Origin of the sequence: Geosporobacter subterraneus DSM 17957 (genome assembly GCF_900142145.1) — a bacterium.
GTDB lineage: Bacteria > Bacillota > Clostridia > Peptostreptococcales > Thermotaleaceae > Geosporobacter > Geosporobacter subterraneus.
On sequence record NZ_FQZV01000006.1, the window covers coordinates 26,002 to 41,616 of the forward strand.

Annotated in this window: 12 protein-coding genes; all 12 read right to left on the minus strand. The window is 41.6% G+C overall.

Annotated elements, in window-relative coordinates:
- Positions 1-371: 371 nt before the first annotated feature.
- Positions 372-1,316 carry a carbamate kinase gene (gene arcC / locus BUB56_RS02245; RefSeq protein ID WP_110939756.1) on the minus strand — a complete coding sequence of 315 codons (945 nt, stop codon included), beginning with the start codon at positions 1,314-1,316 and terminating at the stop codon, positions 372-374.
- A 29-nt stretch (positions 1,317-1,345) separates the two neighbouring features.
- Positions 1,346-2,341 (minus strand): ornithine carbamoyltransferase, encoded by a 996-nt coding sequence (gene argF, locus BUB56_RS02250; RefSeq protein ID WP_110939757.1) that lies wholly within the window; start codon positions 2,339-2,341, stop codon positions 1,346-1,348.
- A gap of 237 nt (positions 2,342-2,578) precedes the next feature.
- Positions 2,579-3,808 carry an arginine deiminase gene (arcA, locus tag BUB56_RS02255; protein ID WP_110939758.1) on the minus strand — a complete coding sequence of 410 codons (1,230 nt, stop codon included), beginning with the start codon at positions 3,806-3,808 and terminating at the stop codon, positions 2,579-2,581.
- A 362-nt stretch (positions 3,809-4,170) separates the two neighbouring features.
- A complete protein-coding gene (gene nhaC, locus BUB56_RS02260) occupies positions 4,171-5,574 on the minus strand; it encodes a Na+/H+ antiporter NhaC (RefSeq protein WP_110939759.1) in 1,404 nt (467 codons plus the stop codon).
- Between the two features lie 373 nt (positions 5,575-5,947).
- Complete coding sequence (locus tag BUB56_RS02270) at positions 5,948-6,214, minus strand: Veg family protein (RefSeq protein WP_110939761.1); 267 nt, start codon at positions 6,212-6,214, stop codon at positions 5,948-5,950.
- Positions 6,215-6,376: 162 nt separating this feature from the next.
- The gene (gene spoIID, locus BUB56_RS02275; protein ID WP_242946201.1) at positions 6,377-7,804 is read right to left on the minus strand and encodes a stage II sporulation protein D; all 1,428 of its coding nucleotides are present in this window, start codon (positions 7,802-7,804) and stop codon (positions 6,377-6,379) included.
- 156 nt (positions 7,805-7,960) lie between these two features.
- Entirely contained in the window at positions 7,961-8,701 is a 741-nt protein-coding gene (locus BUB56_RS02280) for a YkgJ family cysteine cluster protein (RefSeq protein WP_110939763.1), read from the minus strand.
- Between the two features lie 151 nt (positions 8,702-8,852).
- Positions 8,853-9,593: a 3-oxoacyl-ACP reductase FabG gene (fabG, locus tag BUB56_RS02285; protein WP_110939764.1), complete on the minus strand. Its 741-nt coding sequence runs from the start codon at positions 9,591-9,593 to the stop codon at positions 8,853-8,855.
- A gap of 278 nt (positions 9,594-9,871) precedes the next feature.
- Positions 9,872-11,593, minus strand: coding sequence for a sigma 54-interacting transcriptional regulator (locus BUB56_RS02290; protein WP_242946198.1), 1,722 nt, complete (start codon positions 11,591-11,593; stop codon positions 9,872-9,874).
- 92 nt (positions 11,594-11,685) lie between these two features.
- The gene (locus tag BUB56_RS02295) at positions 11,686-12,864 is read right to left on the minus strand and encodes an acetyl-CoA C-acetyltransferase (protein ID WP_110939765.1); all 1,179 of its coding nucleotides are present in this window, start codon (positions 12,862-12,864) and stop codon (positions 11,686-11,688) included.
- Positions 12,865-13,025: 161 nt separating this feature from the next.
- Positions 13,026-14,480 (minus strand): recombinase family protein, encoded by a 1,455-nt coding sequence (locus BUB56_RS02300; RefSeq protein WP_110939766.1) that lies wholly within the window; start codon positions 14,478-14,480, stop codon positions 13,026-13,028.
- A gap of 187 nt (positions 14,481-14,667) precedes the next feature.
- On the minus strand, positions 14,668-15,495 hold the full coding sequence (locus tag BUB56_RS20075) for a methyl-accepting chemotaxis protein (protein WP_110939767.1): 828 nt from the start codon (positions 15,493-15,495) through the stop codon (positions 14,668-14,670).
- Between the last annotated feature and the right edge of the window lie 120 nt (positions 15,496-15,615).

Genomic DNA, 15,615 nt, shown 5'->3' on the forward strand with positions numbered 1-15,615 from the left:
AATAAGGTTTTCCCAAAAAAAGAATTGTGGTAATTTATTCCACTTATATTCTATCAGGTAAACACAAAAAAATACCGGAATTTTCCGGTATTTCTTAAGGAAAATCCAGGCTATGCCTCTTCTCCTTGTGAGACTTAGGGACGCGTCTCTCCTTCGTCGAGAAACTTCCCCAGGTCTCACGAGAAGAAAAATACCGGGATTTTCCGGTATTTTTATAAGTATGGCAATCGCCCTAATTGTCATTCTGAGCGCAGCGAAGAATCTAATGATTTAAGTTTTTTTCAGATTCTTCATTTCACTTCGTTTCATTCAGAATGACACGAATCTAAGTTTTTTCAGTAATCTGAAGTTTTCTCCAGTATTTTGATAGGTTACCCTACGATCACTGTACCTGTTTTTCCCTGAATACCCTCTTTAGCTTTTTCCAAAGAGGTGATCAGTGCTTTTCTGCCAGGCTTGGATGCAACGAATTTCATAGCCGCTTTTACCTTCGGCAGCATGGAGCCTGGTGCAAAATGTCCTTCTTCGATATACTGCTTCGCCTGAGCGATGGTCATGACATCTAAATTCTGCTGGTTGGGCTTATTAAAGTTGATAGATACCTTTTCAACAGCGGTGAGGATGATCAGATAATCTGCATCCAGAATCTCTGCGATCTTCTCTGAGGCAAAGTCCTTATCGATCACCGCAGGAACTCCTTCCAATACGCCATTTCCCTTATCTATTACTGGTACTCCGCCGCCCCCTACAGTGATTACTACATGACCGGCATCTACTAAGGTTTTTACAATCGGTGCTTCTACTACATCCACAGGCTCGGGAGATGCCACGACTCTTCTCCAGCCTCTTCCTGCATCCTCCTTCATGACATAGCCCTTTTCCTTTTGCAGGACTTCTGCCTCTTCTGCCGAAAAGAAGGAACCTACCGGTTTTGTCGGATTCTTAAAGCCTGGGTCCTCTTTGTCTACTACTACCTGAGTTACAATGGCCGCTACATTCTTTTGTACTCCTCTTTGCAGCATTTCTTCTCGAATGGCCTGCTGAAGGTGATAGCCTATATAGCCTTGGCTCATGGCGCCACATTCTGGGAAAGGCATGGTGGGTACACCGGCTGCCGCTTCATAAGTAGCTACGATTTGTCCCACTTGAGGGCCATTTCCATGGGCGATAATCAGTTCATGTCCGTCTTCTATCAAATCCACTAAAGGCTTTGCCGTTTCTTTTGCCGTTATCAACTGCGCTTCTGCAGTTGTATCCTTGGGATCTGCCTGCAGGGCATTTCCGCCAAGGGCAATGACCACTCTGTCTTTTTTCATGCTGTTACCCCCTTGATTTAGTTTGCTTTCTATGCCATGGTTGCAACCATTACCGCTTTAATCGTATGCAGTCGGTTTTCTGCCTCGTCAAATACTTTTGAATGTCTGCTTCTAAACACCTCATCGGTTACTTCCATCTCTTTTAGCCCATACTTCTCATAAACTTCTTTTCCCACCTTGGTTTCCAGGTCATGGAAGGCTGGCAGACAGTGGAGGAAGATTACATCCGGATTTCCTGTTTTGCGAAGCATTTCCATATTTACCTGATAAGGATGCAGCAGCTTGATTCTTTCTTCGAATTGATCTTCCTCTCCCATGGATACCCATACATCTGTATAAATGACGTCAGCACCTTTTACTGCCTCGTCAATATTTTCAGTCAGCTCGATCACTGCACCGGTTTCCTTGGCTACTTCTCTCATTTCTGCTACCAGGCTTTCCTCTGGGAAAAGTTCCTTTGGTGCGCAGGCAACAAAATGCATGCCCATTTTTGCAGCACCCATCAGCAATGCATTGCCCATGTTATTTCTAGCGTCTCCGGCATAAACCATTTTTACTTTATTTAAAGCCTTTGGCACGTGCTCCATGATGGTAAGCAGGTCTGCTAAGATTTGGGTCGGATGATCTGCATCTGTTAAACCATTCCATACGGGTACGCCGGAATGCTCTGCTAAAAGCTCTACGGTTGATTGGGCGAAGCCTCTAAATTCAATACCGTCATACATTCTGCCCAATACCTTGGCAGTATCCTCTAAAGATTCTTTTTTGCCCATTTGGCTGTCATTGGAGCTTAGAAAAGTAACGCCGGCTCCCTCATCCATTGCGGCTACCTCAAAAGCGCATCTTGTTCTCGTAGATGCCTTTTCGAAAAGCAATACAATATTTTTACCAGCTAATAGCTTTTCTTTTCCGCCCATTCTCTTCTTATTTTTTAGATCTTTTGATAATTCCAGCAAATATCTGATTTCTTCCGGGGTAAAATCCTTTAATGTTAAAAAACTTCTTCCTTTTAAATTTACTGCCATGCTTTTTTCCTCCTTCAATATTGATATGTAATTTGAGAAACCAATTATCCAGCGTATATTATAAGCTCATACTATAAGAGTATCTGCTTACTAACGAGGTACAAGATACGAGGGCAAAAATAAAAGATGGTTTTAATTCCTGTACCGGGCACCTTGAATCTTGCACCTTTCATAAAGTTCATCTGTTGACTCATAATCATTGTTGTTTAAACAAGCATTTTTTATACCCATATTGTTTTATAGCTCTTCTCGTACTAAAGGCATACTCATGCAGCGTGGGCCCCCTCTGCCCCGTACCAGCTCAGAGCCTTCTATTTCGATTACCTTAACGCCGTGCTGTCGCAGGGTTTCATTGGAAGCTTCATTTCGATCATAGGTAACCACGACTCCCGGTGCAATAGCGAGGGTGTTGGTGCTGTCATTCCACTGCTCTCTGGCAGCAGTAACCTCATCGCCGCCGCCGCTTTGAATCAGATCGATGGCCGGCAGATTCAATGCTTCTTTAAGGGCACTCTGCAAATCCGGCAGTAGGTCTACTTTTGGATGGGTTTTTCCCGGACTTAGGCGGAATACTCTTAATTTCTCCTCAACCCCTGGATAAATGGTAAATTTATCGTGATCCACCATGGTAAATACCGTATCTAAATGCATATAGGCTCTTGTGAATGGAATCTGTATGGCCAGTACCTGACGGATTTTCTCGTCATGATGAAACAGGTTGGCCGCTACATCCTCAATCCCTCTGGCAGAGGTTCTTTCACTGCAGCCAATAGCTACTACATTTTCGCCAAGAACTAGAATATCTCCTCCTTCTAAGCTGTATTTTTTATGATAATCATACCATAGGGGTGTAACTTCTTTTTTAAAGGTTGGATGGTAAGTATAGATATAGTTTAAAATCATGGTTTCCCGTTCTCGGGCAAACGTATTCATAGAGTTGATACAAAGGCCGCTTCCTATAACAGCTCCGGGATCTCTTGTAAAGTATAGGTTCGGCAAAGGATTGATATAGAAGGGATATTCTTCCTTGATATAGTCCACCAAACGCTTGTCTCGAATGCCTTCTTGAAAGTCCTTTTTATGAAGTCCTGCGATCAAGATTTCTGCCACTTCGCTGGAAGCTTTCTTCATCAAAAACTCTTTAATCTGTGCTTCCAAATCAGGGTTTGCAATGTTGCTCTTTTCTAAAACCTCAGCAACCAGCTGCTCCTTAATCTTGTCATCCCGCATAATCTCTTCCAGCATTTCTTGATAATAATATACAGTACACCCATTGGTTCTTAAGGCATCTGCAAATCCGTCATGCTCCTTGCGCATCTTCTTCAACCAGGGAATATCATCGAAAAGCAGTTCATGCAGGTATTGTGGTGTGATTCTTTCAAGTTCTCTTCCAGGTCGATGCAACATAACGGCTTTCAACTTCCCAATCTCCGATCTGACCTGCAGAAATGGTTTGTTGTCTGACATTATTTTGCCCCCTTTCTTATTTTTACCCCTATCCGCCAAAGTTGGATATGAATAAATCTCATTTCTAGCTTCAGTATATACAATATTCAGTCTACTTTCAAGTTGGCTTTTTTCAAGAACCTTATGTGATTTTCCATATTTTGTATTTTACTTGGATATTCATTCATTTTCCCCTTAAAAGGCTTTTTATAAGGATTTTGTATTTTATTGCAATCTTCTGGAGATTATGAATAATTTTCGTGTCCGAAACTTATTTGCATATTGTATAAAAATTGAAATTTATAAATAAAGATTTTTCTATAAATTTTTTATTTTGGTATGATTCACATAAAAAGGCTGCCTTTCGACAGCCCCATGAATTTTTAGTTTTCCTGTACCTGAGCCTGCGGCAGCTTCTCCATGGTGATTCCGGTGAATCCATAGAAGATGGAAACCAATGGATTGATAAGGTTTAGGAAAGCATATGGCAGATAGGCAAAAGGATGAACTCCCAAAGCACTATACATAAAAGCTCCACAAGTGTTCCACGGCACCAGCGGTGAGGTCAGGGTACCAGAGTCCTCTAGGCATCTGGACAGGTTCTTTGGATGAAGTCCTTTTTCTGCAAAGATGTTTCTGTACATTCTTCCCGGTACAACGATAGAAAGATATTGATCCCCTGTAGTAAGATTTGTAAAGATACAAGTTAAAATGGTAGCCGTTACCAAAGAACCGGTGCTCTTTGCAAAGGTTAAGATCTTTTCTGCAATGGCATTAAGCATTCCCGTTCTTTCCATAGTACCGCCGAAAGACATAGCCAGCAAGATTAAGGAGATGGTCCACATCATACTGTCCAAACCGCCTCGGGATAATAACTCATCAACAGCTTCTACCCCTGTTTCAGACACAAATCCGTAGTGAGCAGCATCAATGATTGCACTCATGTCTGCGCCCTGGAACATTGCTGCAAACAACCCGCCTAATATAGTTCCGCCAATTAGGCCGGGAATTGCCGGTACTTTGAAAATAACCATAGCAATTACTAATACAGGAGGAATTAACAGCAGCGGGCTGATGGTAAATTGGCCTCCCAAGGTCTCCAGCAGGGTGTTAATGCCAGCCACATCCAGCTCTTTACCCGCATATCTCATTCCGATAATCCCATAAAGTACAAGAGCAATCAAAAGACTTGGCCCCGTTGTAAAAACCATGTGCTTGATATGATCGAACAGGTTGGATCCAGCCATAGCCGGTGCCAGATTTGTCGTATCGGAAAGGGGTGACATTTTATCTCCAAAATATGCTCCGGAGATGATAGCACCTGCTACAATGGGCAGCGGAATGCCAAGGCCTCCTCCAACGCCTAATAATGCAATACCTACGGTACCTGCAGTTGTCCAGGAGCTTCCTGTTGCTAAAGAAACAATACTACAAATTAGACATGTAGCCACAAGGAAAATTCCCGGAGATAGTATTTTAAGTCCATAATAGATCATGGTTGGAACAACACCGGCCAAAATCCAGGTTCCGATGATACAACCGATAATCATAAGAATTAAGACTGCTTGCATAGACATACGAATGGTATCGATAATTCCTTCTTCAATATCACTCCACTTATACCCTGCACGGATTGCCACTAAAGCTGCAACGATAGTAGTCGCTAAGATCGGCATGTGCGGATCTCCGCCAAAAACCATCAATGTACTCATTAGGGCAGCTACTAAGAAAATAATTACAAGGAAAGCCTCTCCAAAGGTAATTTTTCTAGGTATTTTATTTTCCATCGATTAATCCCTCCATTCACTTGAATAAAAGTATAATATCGGTTAAGTCCCACCTAAGATGTACTCGTACTATACTCCTCTGCTTTTTCTCTCTCCAAAATCATAGAAACCCGTATTTCGTCTGTAGTAGTATCATTAAAGTAAATAAAATAATTGCACTTGCTCCATTCTCCCTCCCTTCTTTTTCTATTGATAGAGGCATACGTAGTTTTACAAAAACGTAATATTTTTAAATTCTTCTTAATTTTCTTATTTCCTGCTGCTTTTTTAAGAAACTTAAGAAAAATTGCATGATTTTTTGAAACCTCCACAATTTGTAATACTATGATTCCAAAATAAAAAGCCATCTACCTTTCGATAGATGGCCTTTCTGCTAGCTGACTTGTACTTTCTTTTCGTTACTACAGAGTGTAATTTCTACTGTTTCTGTAAGTATATCTGAATAACTGTAAGAAACCCTTCTTACTGAATTATATCCGCCGTCAATACGCACAACAAAGATGTTAGGATAAGTTGTCTCAAGGATCCCTTCCTTAATGGATACCTTCTTTCTTCCCTTGTTGGCTTTTAATCTTACTTTTTCACCAACAAGATGTTCCACATTTCTTTTAATTTCGGCTAATGTATTTTTTGAAGCCACCTAATCACCTTCTTTCAAAGTATACAGTATTATCATACCATACTTCACGAAATATGTCAAATTATTGATCAAATATTATACAATGGTATAGTATGAATGTCAATAAATCAAGAGAAATTCTTATAAAAAATATAAATAGAAGAACAATATTGTTCTTCTATTTTATTGATAGGTATAGTATCGAATCAATCCTTTCACAATAGCTTCTGCTGCCTTGCTCCGAAATTCTTCATCCTTGAGCTTCGCTTCTTCTTCCGGATTGGTTATATAGGCAACTTCAATCTGTAATGCACTGGTTCTTACTTCTCTTAGGAGAAAAAAGTCTGCTACTTTAACACCCCGGTCTGCTGTTCCTATCCCTTTGGACAATTCTTTAAGGATCTGAACTGCCAGTGCCTCTCCATCCTGATCCCCGCGATAATGATATATCTCACTGCCGGATATATTGGGGTTGGCAAAATAATTTTGATGTATGCTTAAAAAGAAATTTGGCCGGAGATCATTGGCTAGATTTGCACGTTTTCCCAGAGGTACATAGATATCTTCCTTCCTTGTTACAAAAACTTTTGCCCCTGCTTCTTCCAATAGATCTGCCACTTTTAATGCAATGCTGAGATTGACATCCTTTTCCCGAAGACCGGTGGGACCTTTTACATCCTCTTCGTTGTCTCCGCCGTGTCCTGGATCTACTACAAATATTTTGTCTTTCAAAGGCTTATTTATACTAGGCTGTTCAAATTCTTTGATTTGTATTCCTGTAAAATAATAGTTTAAAATTTCATCGGCTTTTTTGCCTTCTGCCGCCATCTGATTGGCGCCATATTGACAAAGCCCTAAACCATCTCCCATACCTTGTGTTTCAAATTGAAAGACCGTGGGTTTCCAGCCAAATCTCGTAGAATTGAGTCCCAATAACTTCATAACTTCTCTTCCCGTAAACTTTTTACCTGCAATCTTAACGGAAACCACTCTTCCACCGTCATCTCTCTCGATATGATCAAATATTCCTGCCATAGGAACCTCTCTTAAGGGTGAAAGATCCCCTGTTTCAATGTCGAGTTTTTCTTCTAATTCCTTCAGCGTAATCTCTTTGATCTCTCGCCACTGGGGAGAGTTTTTACAGTATTCACACAGTACCTTTCTTAAATAAATCACTTTATGGCCTTCTACACACTCTGAGTTTTCCGTAGCCCCTCCACATGTAGGGTGAACTCTAGGCTCAATGGGTTTATTGTGTATGGTTAGAATGGAATTCTTAGTCTCACGAACTGCGCGATCTATCTTTCCCCAATATTGCCCAAAATCAGATCCCCAGATTTCCTGCCACTCCGCTTTCGGAAGCCATTTTTCACATTCACCGTTGCACATATCTGCACCCGTATGTCTGCTGCATCCCTCACCTCCAAAAACTCTGGCTTTTCTGACAATACTTGTTCTGGCAATAATCGCCTGAGCTTTGAGAGCCTCTATTTCAAAGGTTACAGGCATTTGCGCTGCAACCATTTCTCTTATAAGCTCATCCATAGGTCTTTCAATAATCTGATCTATCCTATGATCATAGATACGAATATTTATGGTTTCTTGCTTCACATCCAAATTCCTACCCCCTTTTCCCGTGTATTCGGTCTTATGTCTCTGGCAACGGGGTTCACTCTTTTTATGTCAATGATGCAATAACATGACATTATAAGAATACAGGGTCTACTCATTCCGTTAGTATGGAGTGTAGAGAGTAGGAGGATGGGATTATATCACCGGCCTGGTTTTTTCTATAATATTCTCCAGTGTTTCACTATAACCCTCTGCCAAGTATTCCCTCATGATCTGAATCCGCAGCTCTCCGGCCTCTTCTCCATCAAAAACCGTATGGATCAGCCAGCCAATCAGACCTATGCCGATGGCGTCCTCCGTCAAAAGTCCCCGCATAAAAAATGCAGACTCCATGGTAAAGATGCTGTCAATCATTTTCTGCCGCTGGGGCCGGTTAATCCGCTTGTGAATCTCAAAGTCTTCACAATATTGGATTTTGTGATGAATCACCTGATCAGGCAAATCAATGCCATAACGATTTTTGTATAACTTTAGGGTTTGTTTATTCTCAGCCAGCACATTTCTATAGTTCTCCTCATATTCTTCCCTTGTCCAATGGCCGAAAAGACGGCAGTTAAGGGGCCTATAATGATAGATACTGCATAAGCCCTCTTCTGTTAAAAAGGGACAATCCTGGGGCTCTACCAGTTCTAAAAAATAAAACCGCAGTATTTTGGGAAATAACTGCTCATACAGCCTCCTGTTCTCTTGAAGGTAGCGATACAGGTTTAGAAACTCTATATAGTAGGTATTTACCGATTCGCTGCAGCATCGGGTGCAGCCACTGCACTTCCCCTGGGGAATCGTACGGTAAATTCGGTTGAGGTTTTCAAAGTACCCGCTGTTTTCAGCAGTATTGATAGACTTAATGAGGTCTTTGCTGTTTAGCTTTTTCATGTTTAGCTCCTTTAAAAGCAATTTTCTTCCTATATCATTATATCATAATCAGAAATATAGCTATCATTGTTAACATAAAAGTAACAGCTAAAACATCACATGCAAAAACCCCTCATAGAGCTATGAAGGGTTTTCCCAGGGAGATATATTCTTATAGTACTACACCGCCGTCTACACTCAGCACTGTTCCCGTTACAAACTTTGCCTCATCCGATGCAAGGTAAACATAGGCATTGGCGATATCCTCCGGATATCCCAAAGTCTTTAGCGGCGATTTGTCTTTCATCATATCCAGTACCTTTTCCGGCATCTTCTCTGTCATCGGAGTCATGATAAAGCCTGGCGCTACTGCATTTACCCGGATGCCCTTAGGTCCCAGCTCTTTAGCCCAGGTTTTAGCCATACCAATAACACCCCACTTGGTTGCAGCATAGTTTGTTTGGCCAAAGTTTCCGTAGATGCCTACGATAGAGGAGGCATTCAATATTACACCATAGCCCTGCTCGCTCATGACCTTCGCAGCAGCCTGCCCGCAAATAAATACACCCTTTAAGTTTACATTGATTACCTTATCCCATTGTTCCTCTGTCATTTTTACCAGCTTGCCGTCTGCGGTGATCCCTGCGTTATTTACTAGGATATCCAACTTGCCATACTTGGTCACTGTTTCTGCAATCATTTTCTCTACCAGTACACCGTCGGTTACATCCACCTTCATGCCTACAGCCTCTCCACCCATTTGCTTGATTTTCTCTACAACGATTTGAATATCTGCCTCATTCATATCCGCAACAACTACTTTGGCCCCTTCTTCTGCAAATCGGATGCATGTAGTTTCTCCTATCCCTCTTCCGCCGCCTGTAACAATCGCTACCTTATCCTTCAATCTCATTATATATCCTCCTCACATTGATTAAATATTTACCTGCCTTTTTATTTCGCAAAGTTCATGCCAATGTGAAAAAAGTTTTCCTTGTAGATTGTTTAGGCTCTACTTTCCCGGACTTGACTGTGCTTAAAAGATCACAGGAAAGAATGAACCGGGATTTGCAGCCCGGTTTATGGCCTTTGTGTACAAAGAATGTACACAACTATATCGCCAAAATAGAAGAAATAAGATAAAATAAGGCTTTAGTATGTTTACTTTTTGAACACACGTGGATTACATCGTTAATATCCGTACCGTTCAAGCTTTTGATATAAACTGGTTCTGCTGATATTTAACCGCTTTGCTGCCTCCTTTTTATTGCCATTTACATTTTTTAGGCATTTCAAAATGATTTCCTTCTCCATCCGAGCTAAAGTGCTTTGCAAGTCCTCAGTATTTCCACTGGAAACGTTGGCATTTTCAACAATTTTCGGCGGTAAATGATGGGTCTCAATAACCGTTTCTTTATCCAGCAGGTTTAACGCCCGTTCTAATACATTCTCCAGTTCTCGGACATTTCCCGGCCAGCTGTAATTGGTTAAATAACGCATGGCTTCCTCTGAAATGTTGGTTACGATAATACCCATATTGTGACACAGCTTATCCACCAGATGTTTTGCCAAAGGTTTAATATCCTGACTCCGTTCTCTAAGGGATGGTATATTTAAAGTTACTACATTTAGGCGATAATATAAGTCTTCTCTAAATTTCCCTTCCTCTACCATTTTGTCAAGTTTTTTGTTGGTTGCGGCAATGATTCGAACATCAATGTTCTTTACAGCATTACCCCCTACCCGCTCAATCTCTTTTTCCTGCAAAACCCGGAGCAGCTTGGCCTGCATTTTCATATCCATATCTCCGATCTCATCCAGGAAAATACTTCCCTTGTCTGCCAGCTCAAACTTTCCGATTTTTCCACCCTTCTTGGCCCCGGTAAAGGCGCCCTCCTCATAGCCGAACAATTCGGATTCCAGCAGTTCTGAGGGTATAGCAGCACAGTTTACTTTTATAAAAGGACCATTGGCCCGCATACTCAGGTTGTGAATTGCATGGGCAAACAGCTCCTTTCCAGTACCGCTTTCTCCAAGAATCAGTACATTGGAGCTTCTTTTTGCTACTTTTTGACTCATGCTTTTCAGCTTTGCAATCCCCGAGCTGACCCCGATGATGCTTTCGAAGGAATACTTTCCGGCTCTTTCCTTTTTTAGCTCATCCCGATAGTATTCCAGTTCCCTTTCCATATTGGACACTTTCTTTGCCATGGTATAAAAGTCGCTTATATCTTTAAAGTTTACCTTGCCCACAGCTCCAATGACTTTGCCATCTATGACAATAGGCAGACGGGTAGCAATCATATGATTGCCCTTTATTTCCTGTATTTCTCCGATTTCGCTTTTTCCCGTTTTCGCAACAATATGCATCCGTGTATTTGGAATCACCTCTGTAACATGGCGGCCAATGGCGTATTCCTTACTCAACCCTAAAAAATCTAAGTAGGTCTGGCTCATCATTGTAACCACGCCATTCTTATCCACTAATACCACCCAGTCATAGGCTGTTTCAATGATGGTTTCCAAAATCTTTGAATGTTCCCGCTCATCGGTTAAGGCTTTATCTATGCGGTTATAGTCTGTGATGTCCTTAAAAAGTGCTAAGGCGCCGATGACCTCTTCTCCATCAAAAATAGGCAAGCGATTGGCAATGAAGTCTCTGTTGTTTTTGCTAAAATGTACATCTTTTTCCGGCTTTTTTGTAATCATTACCCGGTACAATGTGGTGTCCTCAATCAGATTTTTCATCTTATGTCCAATATAGTCCTTGGGATCCACCTCCAGCATAAGGGCAGCAGCATTGTTCAAATAAGTGACATTTTCATCCCTGTCGATGACCACAATCCCCTCATCAGATATTTCAATCAATGTATTCAGTGTGTTAAATACATATCCATACTCCTTGCGCTTCACAGCACTTACACCTCCTTCACAGGTCTATGTTATCCCGCTGGTGTGAATTGTTAAAATAAGGGGGATGCAGTAAAGCATCCCCTATGCCAAAACTATTTTCTTTCTACGATCAATGCAGTTCCCATACCGCCGCCGATACAAAGGGTAGCCAGTCCCCGCTTGGCATCTCTGCGCTTCATTTCATGAAGCAGCGTTACCAGGATTCTTGCACCACTGGCACCTACAGGGTGTCCAAGAGCAATCGCTCCTCCGTTTACGTTTACTTTCTCATCTTCCAGCTCCAGATCCTTTGCAACCGCAAGGGCTTGGGCAGCAAAAGCTTCATTGGCTTCTACCAAGTCGATATCTTTAATGGTCAGACCTGCTTTTTGCAGGGCCTTCTTAGATGCTGAAACAGGGCCGATACCCATAATGCTTGGATCTACCCCCGTCGTAGCATGGGATACGATGGTAGCTAATGGGGTAATTCCCAGTTCTTCTGCTTTTTCCTTAGACATAATTACAAGGGCTGCTGCGCCGTCATTGATACCGGAGGCATTTCCGGCTGTAACCGAACCATCTTTCTTAAAGGCAGGCTTCAGTTTTCCTAAAGCTTCAGCGGTAACCCCTTCTTTGATATATTCATCCTCATCAAATACAGTGATGCCCTTCTTGGTCTTAATTTCCACAGGCACAATCTCTTCTTTAAACTTGCCTTCTTTTTTTGCCCGTTCTGCTCTGTTCTGACTTCTTGCTGCAAAGGCATCTTGTTCTTCTCTGCTGATTCCCCACTGCTCGGCAACGTTTTCCGCAGTGACACCCATATGATAGTTATTAAATACATCAGTTAAGGCATCATAGATCATAGAATCAATAAATTCCCCATGACCCATCTTATGGCCAAATCTCGATTGTTTTACAAGATATGGAGCCTGGCTCATGGATTCTGTTCCACCAGCGATTACGATATCATTATCTCCTGTCATAATCGTCTGGGCTGCCAAAGAAACCGTTCTAAGACCGGATCCGCATAGAATATTAACCGTAGTAGCCGGAACCTCTACAGGGATACCTGCTTTGACTGCCGCTTGTCTTGCAACACCCTGTCCATGTCCTGATTGCAGGATGCAGCCTAAATATACCTCATCAACCTGCTCCGGCTTAATACCTGCTCTATGGATAGCTTCTTTCACTACAACGGCTCCTAATTCTGCAGGGGACAATGCTGCTAAAGTGCCATTAAAACTTCCAATTGCGGTTCTTACCGCACTGGCAATAACAACTTCTTTCATGATCATACTCCTCCTTAGAAAATTTTATAAAAGGTTCTACCTGCTATTCATGCAAGTATCCTGCCAATACCTTATTTCTTTCTCATTGTCCTAAGTTCACGGCTAGACATTTTTGTGTATTGGTCTATTTAGATCTATGTACACTTTTTGTACACTTAATATTATACCCTAAATGTATATCTGATTTCTATTTTCTTTTCTTTAAATATTTTAATGGAGTGAATCAGACTTTGTACTGTCATAATATCTAATTCTTCCACCCTTAATATTTGTTCCGCTGTATACAATCCATGATTGCTGTCTTTTTCCCTGTCCTTTAGCAATATCTCTCTTCTGTGCTCAAAAGCATCTATTTCTGCCTGAATTTCCTTAACTTTTTTTTGATAGCTGTCCTCGTCAATGACCTTTTGAAGCAGCAGCTCCAATAATCTTTCCTTTTTCCCTTCACTCTTTTCAATCATCCGGTTGAAGCTTCTGATCCTCTTTTCATCCCGCTGCTGCCTAACCGCTAATTTGACCTCTTTTAGAAAGGGCTCTTTAGGGATATGGTTTTGAATCAATCTCCTCAGATCCGTACATACCGCTGTCTTTATCATTTCCTCAGAAATGTATGTACCTCTGCACATTTTTTTTCCCATTTTATTTACCCTGCCGCACAAATAGGCTTCTCTATCCTTTTTAAAATGCATTTTACTGCCACACTCACCGCAGATCAGCAGATTAGAAAAAAGATGCTTCTGATAGCCTGTCCGGGCTTGATGCTTCCGTCCCAGCCGGTTTTGTACGCTGTGAAAAATTTGAGGGTCTATAATGGCCTCGTGGGTTTTGGGTACATAAATCAGGTCGCCGGCTCGGTTTTCTGTACGCTTGCCCGTCAGTACATCTATGGTTTTCGTTTTATTCTGTACCATATCTCCCATATATACGGGATTGCTAAGAATCTTGCGGATGGTACTCTGATGCCAGAGCTTGCTGCTGTTGCTCCTTCCTGCCCTCTGCCCCGGCGTCGGATAGCCCTTTTCATTGAGCTCCTTTGCAATTTTATATAGCCCCAGGCCTTCCAGATACATGCGGAATATTTGCTGCACCACTAGTGTGGATAGATCCCCTGCAGGGATCAATTTATTTTTCCCATCCTTCTTATAGCCATAGGGTATCGTACTGCCGTTAAATTCTCCATTTTTTGCTCTGCAGAGCTTTCCAAACCTGATTCGCTCACTCATTTTGACCGATTCTTTTTGGGCTATAGAAAGCAGCAGGGTAAGCATAAATTCGTCATATTCCTGAGAATCAAAACCATCCTCTATGGTAATAAACCGAATATTTCTTTCTTTTAATTCTCGAATGATTGTTAAGCCCTCCAAGGTGTTTCGGGCAAATCGGGATATGCTTTTCGTAAGAACTGCATCAAACATTGTCCTTCGGCTGTCGGATAAAAGCTGCTGCAAGCCTATCCTATTTTTTGTCTGAACACCGCTTTCTCGGTCCTGATAGACCTTATGCAAGCTCCAGCCTCTTTCCTCTACGTACTTTTCAAAATAGCTTATCTGATGTGCAATACTGGTATTTTGTGTTTCCATTTCTGTAGAAACACGAACGTATACAGCACATCTCAAAGGCTAACCCTCCTATTTATTATTCAGCTTTAGGATCAGTAACTCCACAAGGGCCTCCTCTAGGGTTTTTTCCCCTTCAAACAAGCTGATTACTTCGATGGTTTCCTTCTCCATCCTCCATCCCCCTAAAACTTTTACTTAATAAATAGTTATGTTCACTTTTTCCAAATAGAATATGTTGATGCAATTAACCTATCTTTTCAGCCACGTCCCGCAATTTTCCAACCATCGTAGTCAGGGTTTCGACCGTCTTGACGGTTTCTTCACTCATTTTACTTTGTTCCTTCGCTGCATCATGGATCAGTTGACTTTTTTTCTTTATTACTGCGGAGGTCTGCTCTATATTTAACAAAAATTGTCCTATTTTGTCCACAAAGCCTTTGCTTTCTCCCGAGAGCTTGCGAATTTCTTCCGCTACAACCATAAATCCTTTTCCATTCTCACCTACTCTGGCTGCTTCAATGGCTGCATTCAAGCCCAACAGGTTGATTTGGTCTGCAATTTTTTTAATCCCCTTTATTAAATCCGATGCGGTTTCCAGCTGCTGCTTAGCCGCTGTGGCTTCACACATCATATCTTCACCAACCTGGTCTAAAATATTGGCTTGTGCAGCGATGCCCTGCATAGCAGCAAAAACCTCATTAGAAAAATGATTTAAGTCATTGGCCGACTCCATTAGAATATCTTTTTTTGAAGTCTTTATTGCAATATTTATGGTTCCGATTACCTGCTCTTTTTCTAAAATAGGCTGGCAGTACACAATGTAGGGGACGCCAAATATACTCCTATCCATTTCTCTTCGAATAGGGACTTTTTTTGTCAGTGCCGCATAGGCTCCAGAGTTTTCCTTGATGATATCGCCGGAGCGAATTCCCAGATCAAAATTCGGCATCCATTTAGCATATATAAAGTTCTGTTTGTCTGATATAGTCATAAAAATTTCTTCGCCTTGAATGGTTGTTAAAAACCGATAGAAATCTGGAGCCACCTTGATTAATTCATGAATTTTGTCCATAGATCCCTTCTCCTCTATATGTTCTTCAAATGATCCTCCTCAGCTTTACTACCGGGTGCATCAAATTTCAGAAGCTACGAAAGGTACAAATAGCACAAACCCTAATAATGACAGGATTTG

Bases quoted from the DNA above. Each gene is read 5' to 3' on its own strand.
- nhaC (WP_110939759.1), bottom strand. From the start codon at position 5,574: ATGGAAAATAAAATACCTAGAAAAATTACCTTTGGAGAGGCTTTCCTT.
- fabG (WP_110939764.1), bottom strand. From the start codon at position 9,593: ATGAGATTGAAGGATAAGGTAGCGATTGTTACAGGCGGCGGAAGAGGG.
- arcC (WP_110939756.1), bottom strand. From the start codon at position 1,316: ATGAAAAAAGACAGAGTGGTCATTGCCCTTGGCGGAAATGCCCTGCAG.
- BUB56_RS20075 (WP_110939767.1), bottom strand. From the start codon at position 15,495: ATGGACAAAATTCATGAATTAATCAAGGTGGCTCCAGATTTCTATCGG.
- arcA (WP_110939758.1), bottom strand. From the start codon at position 3,808: ATGTCAGACAACAAACCATTTCTGCAGGTCAGATCGGAGATTGGGAAG.
- argF (WP_110939757.1), bottom strand. From the start codon at position 2,341: ATGGCAGTAAATTTAAAAGGAAGAAGTTTTTTAACATTAAAGGATTTT.
- BUB56_RS02295 (WP_110939765.1), bottom strand. From the start codon at position 12,864: ATGAAAGAAGTTGTTATTGCCAGTGCGGTAAGAACCGCAATTGGAAGT.
- BUB56_RS02280 (WP_110939763.1), bottom strand. From the start codon at position 8,701: ATGAAAAAGCTAAACAGCAAAGACCTCATTAAGTCTATCAATACTGCT.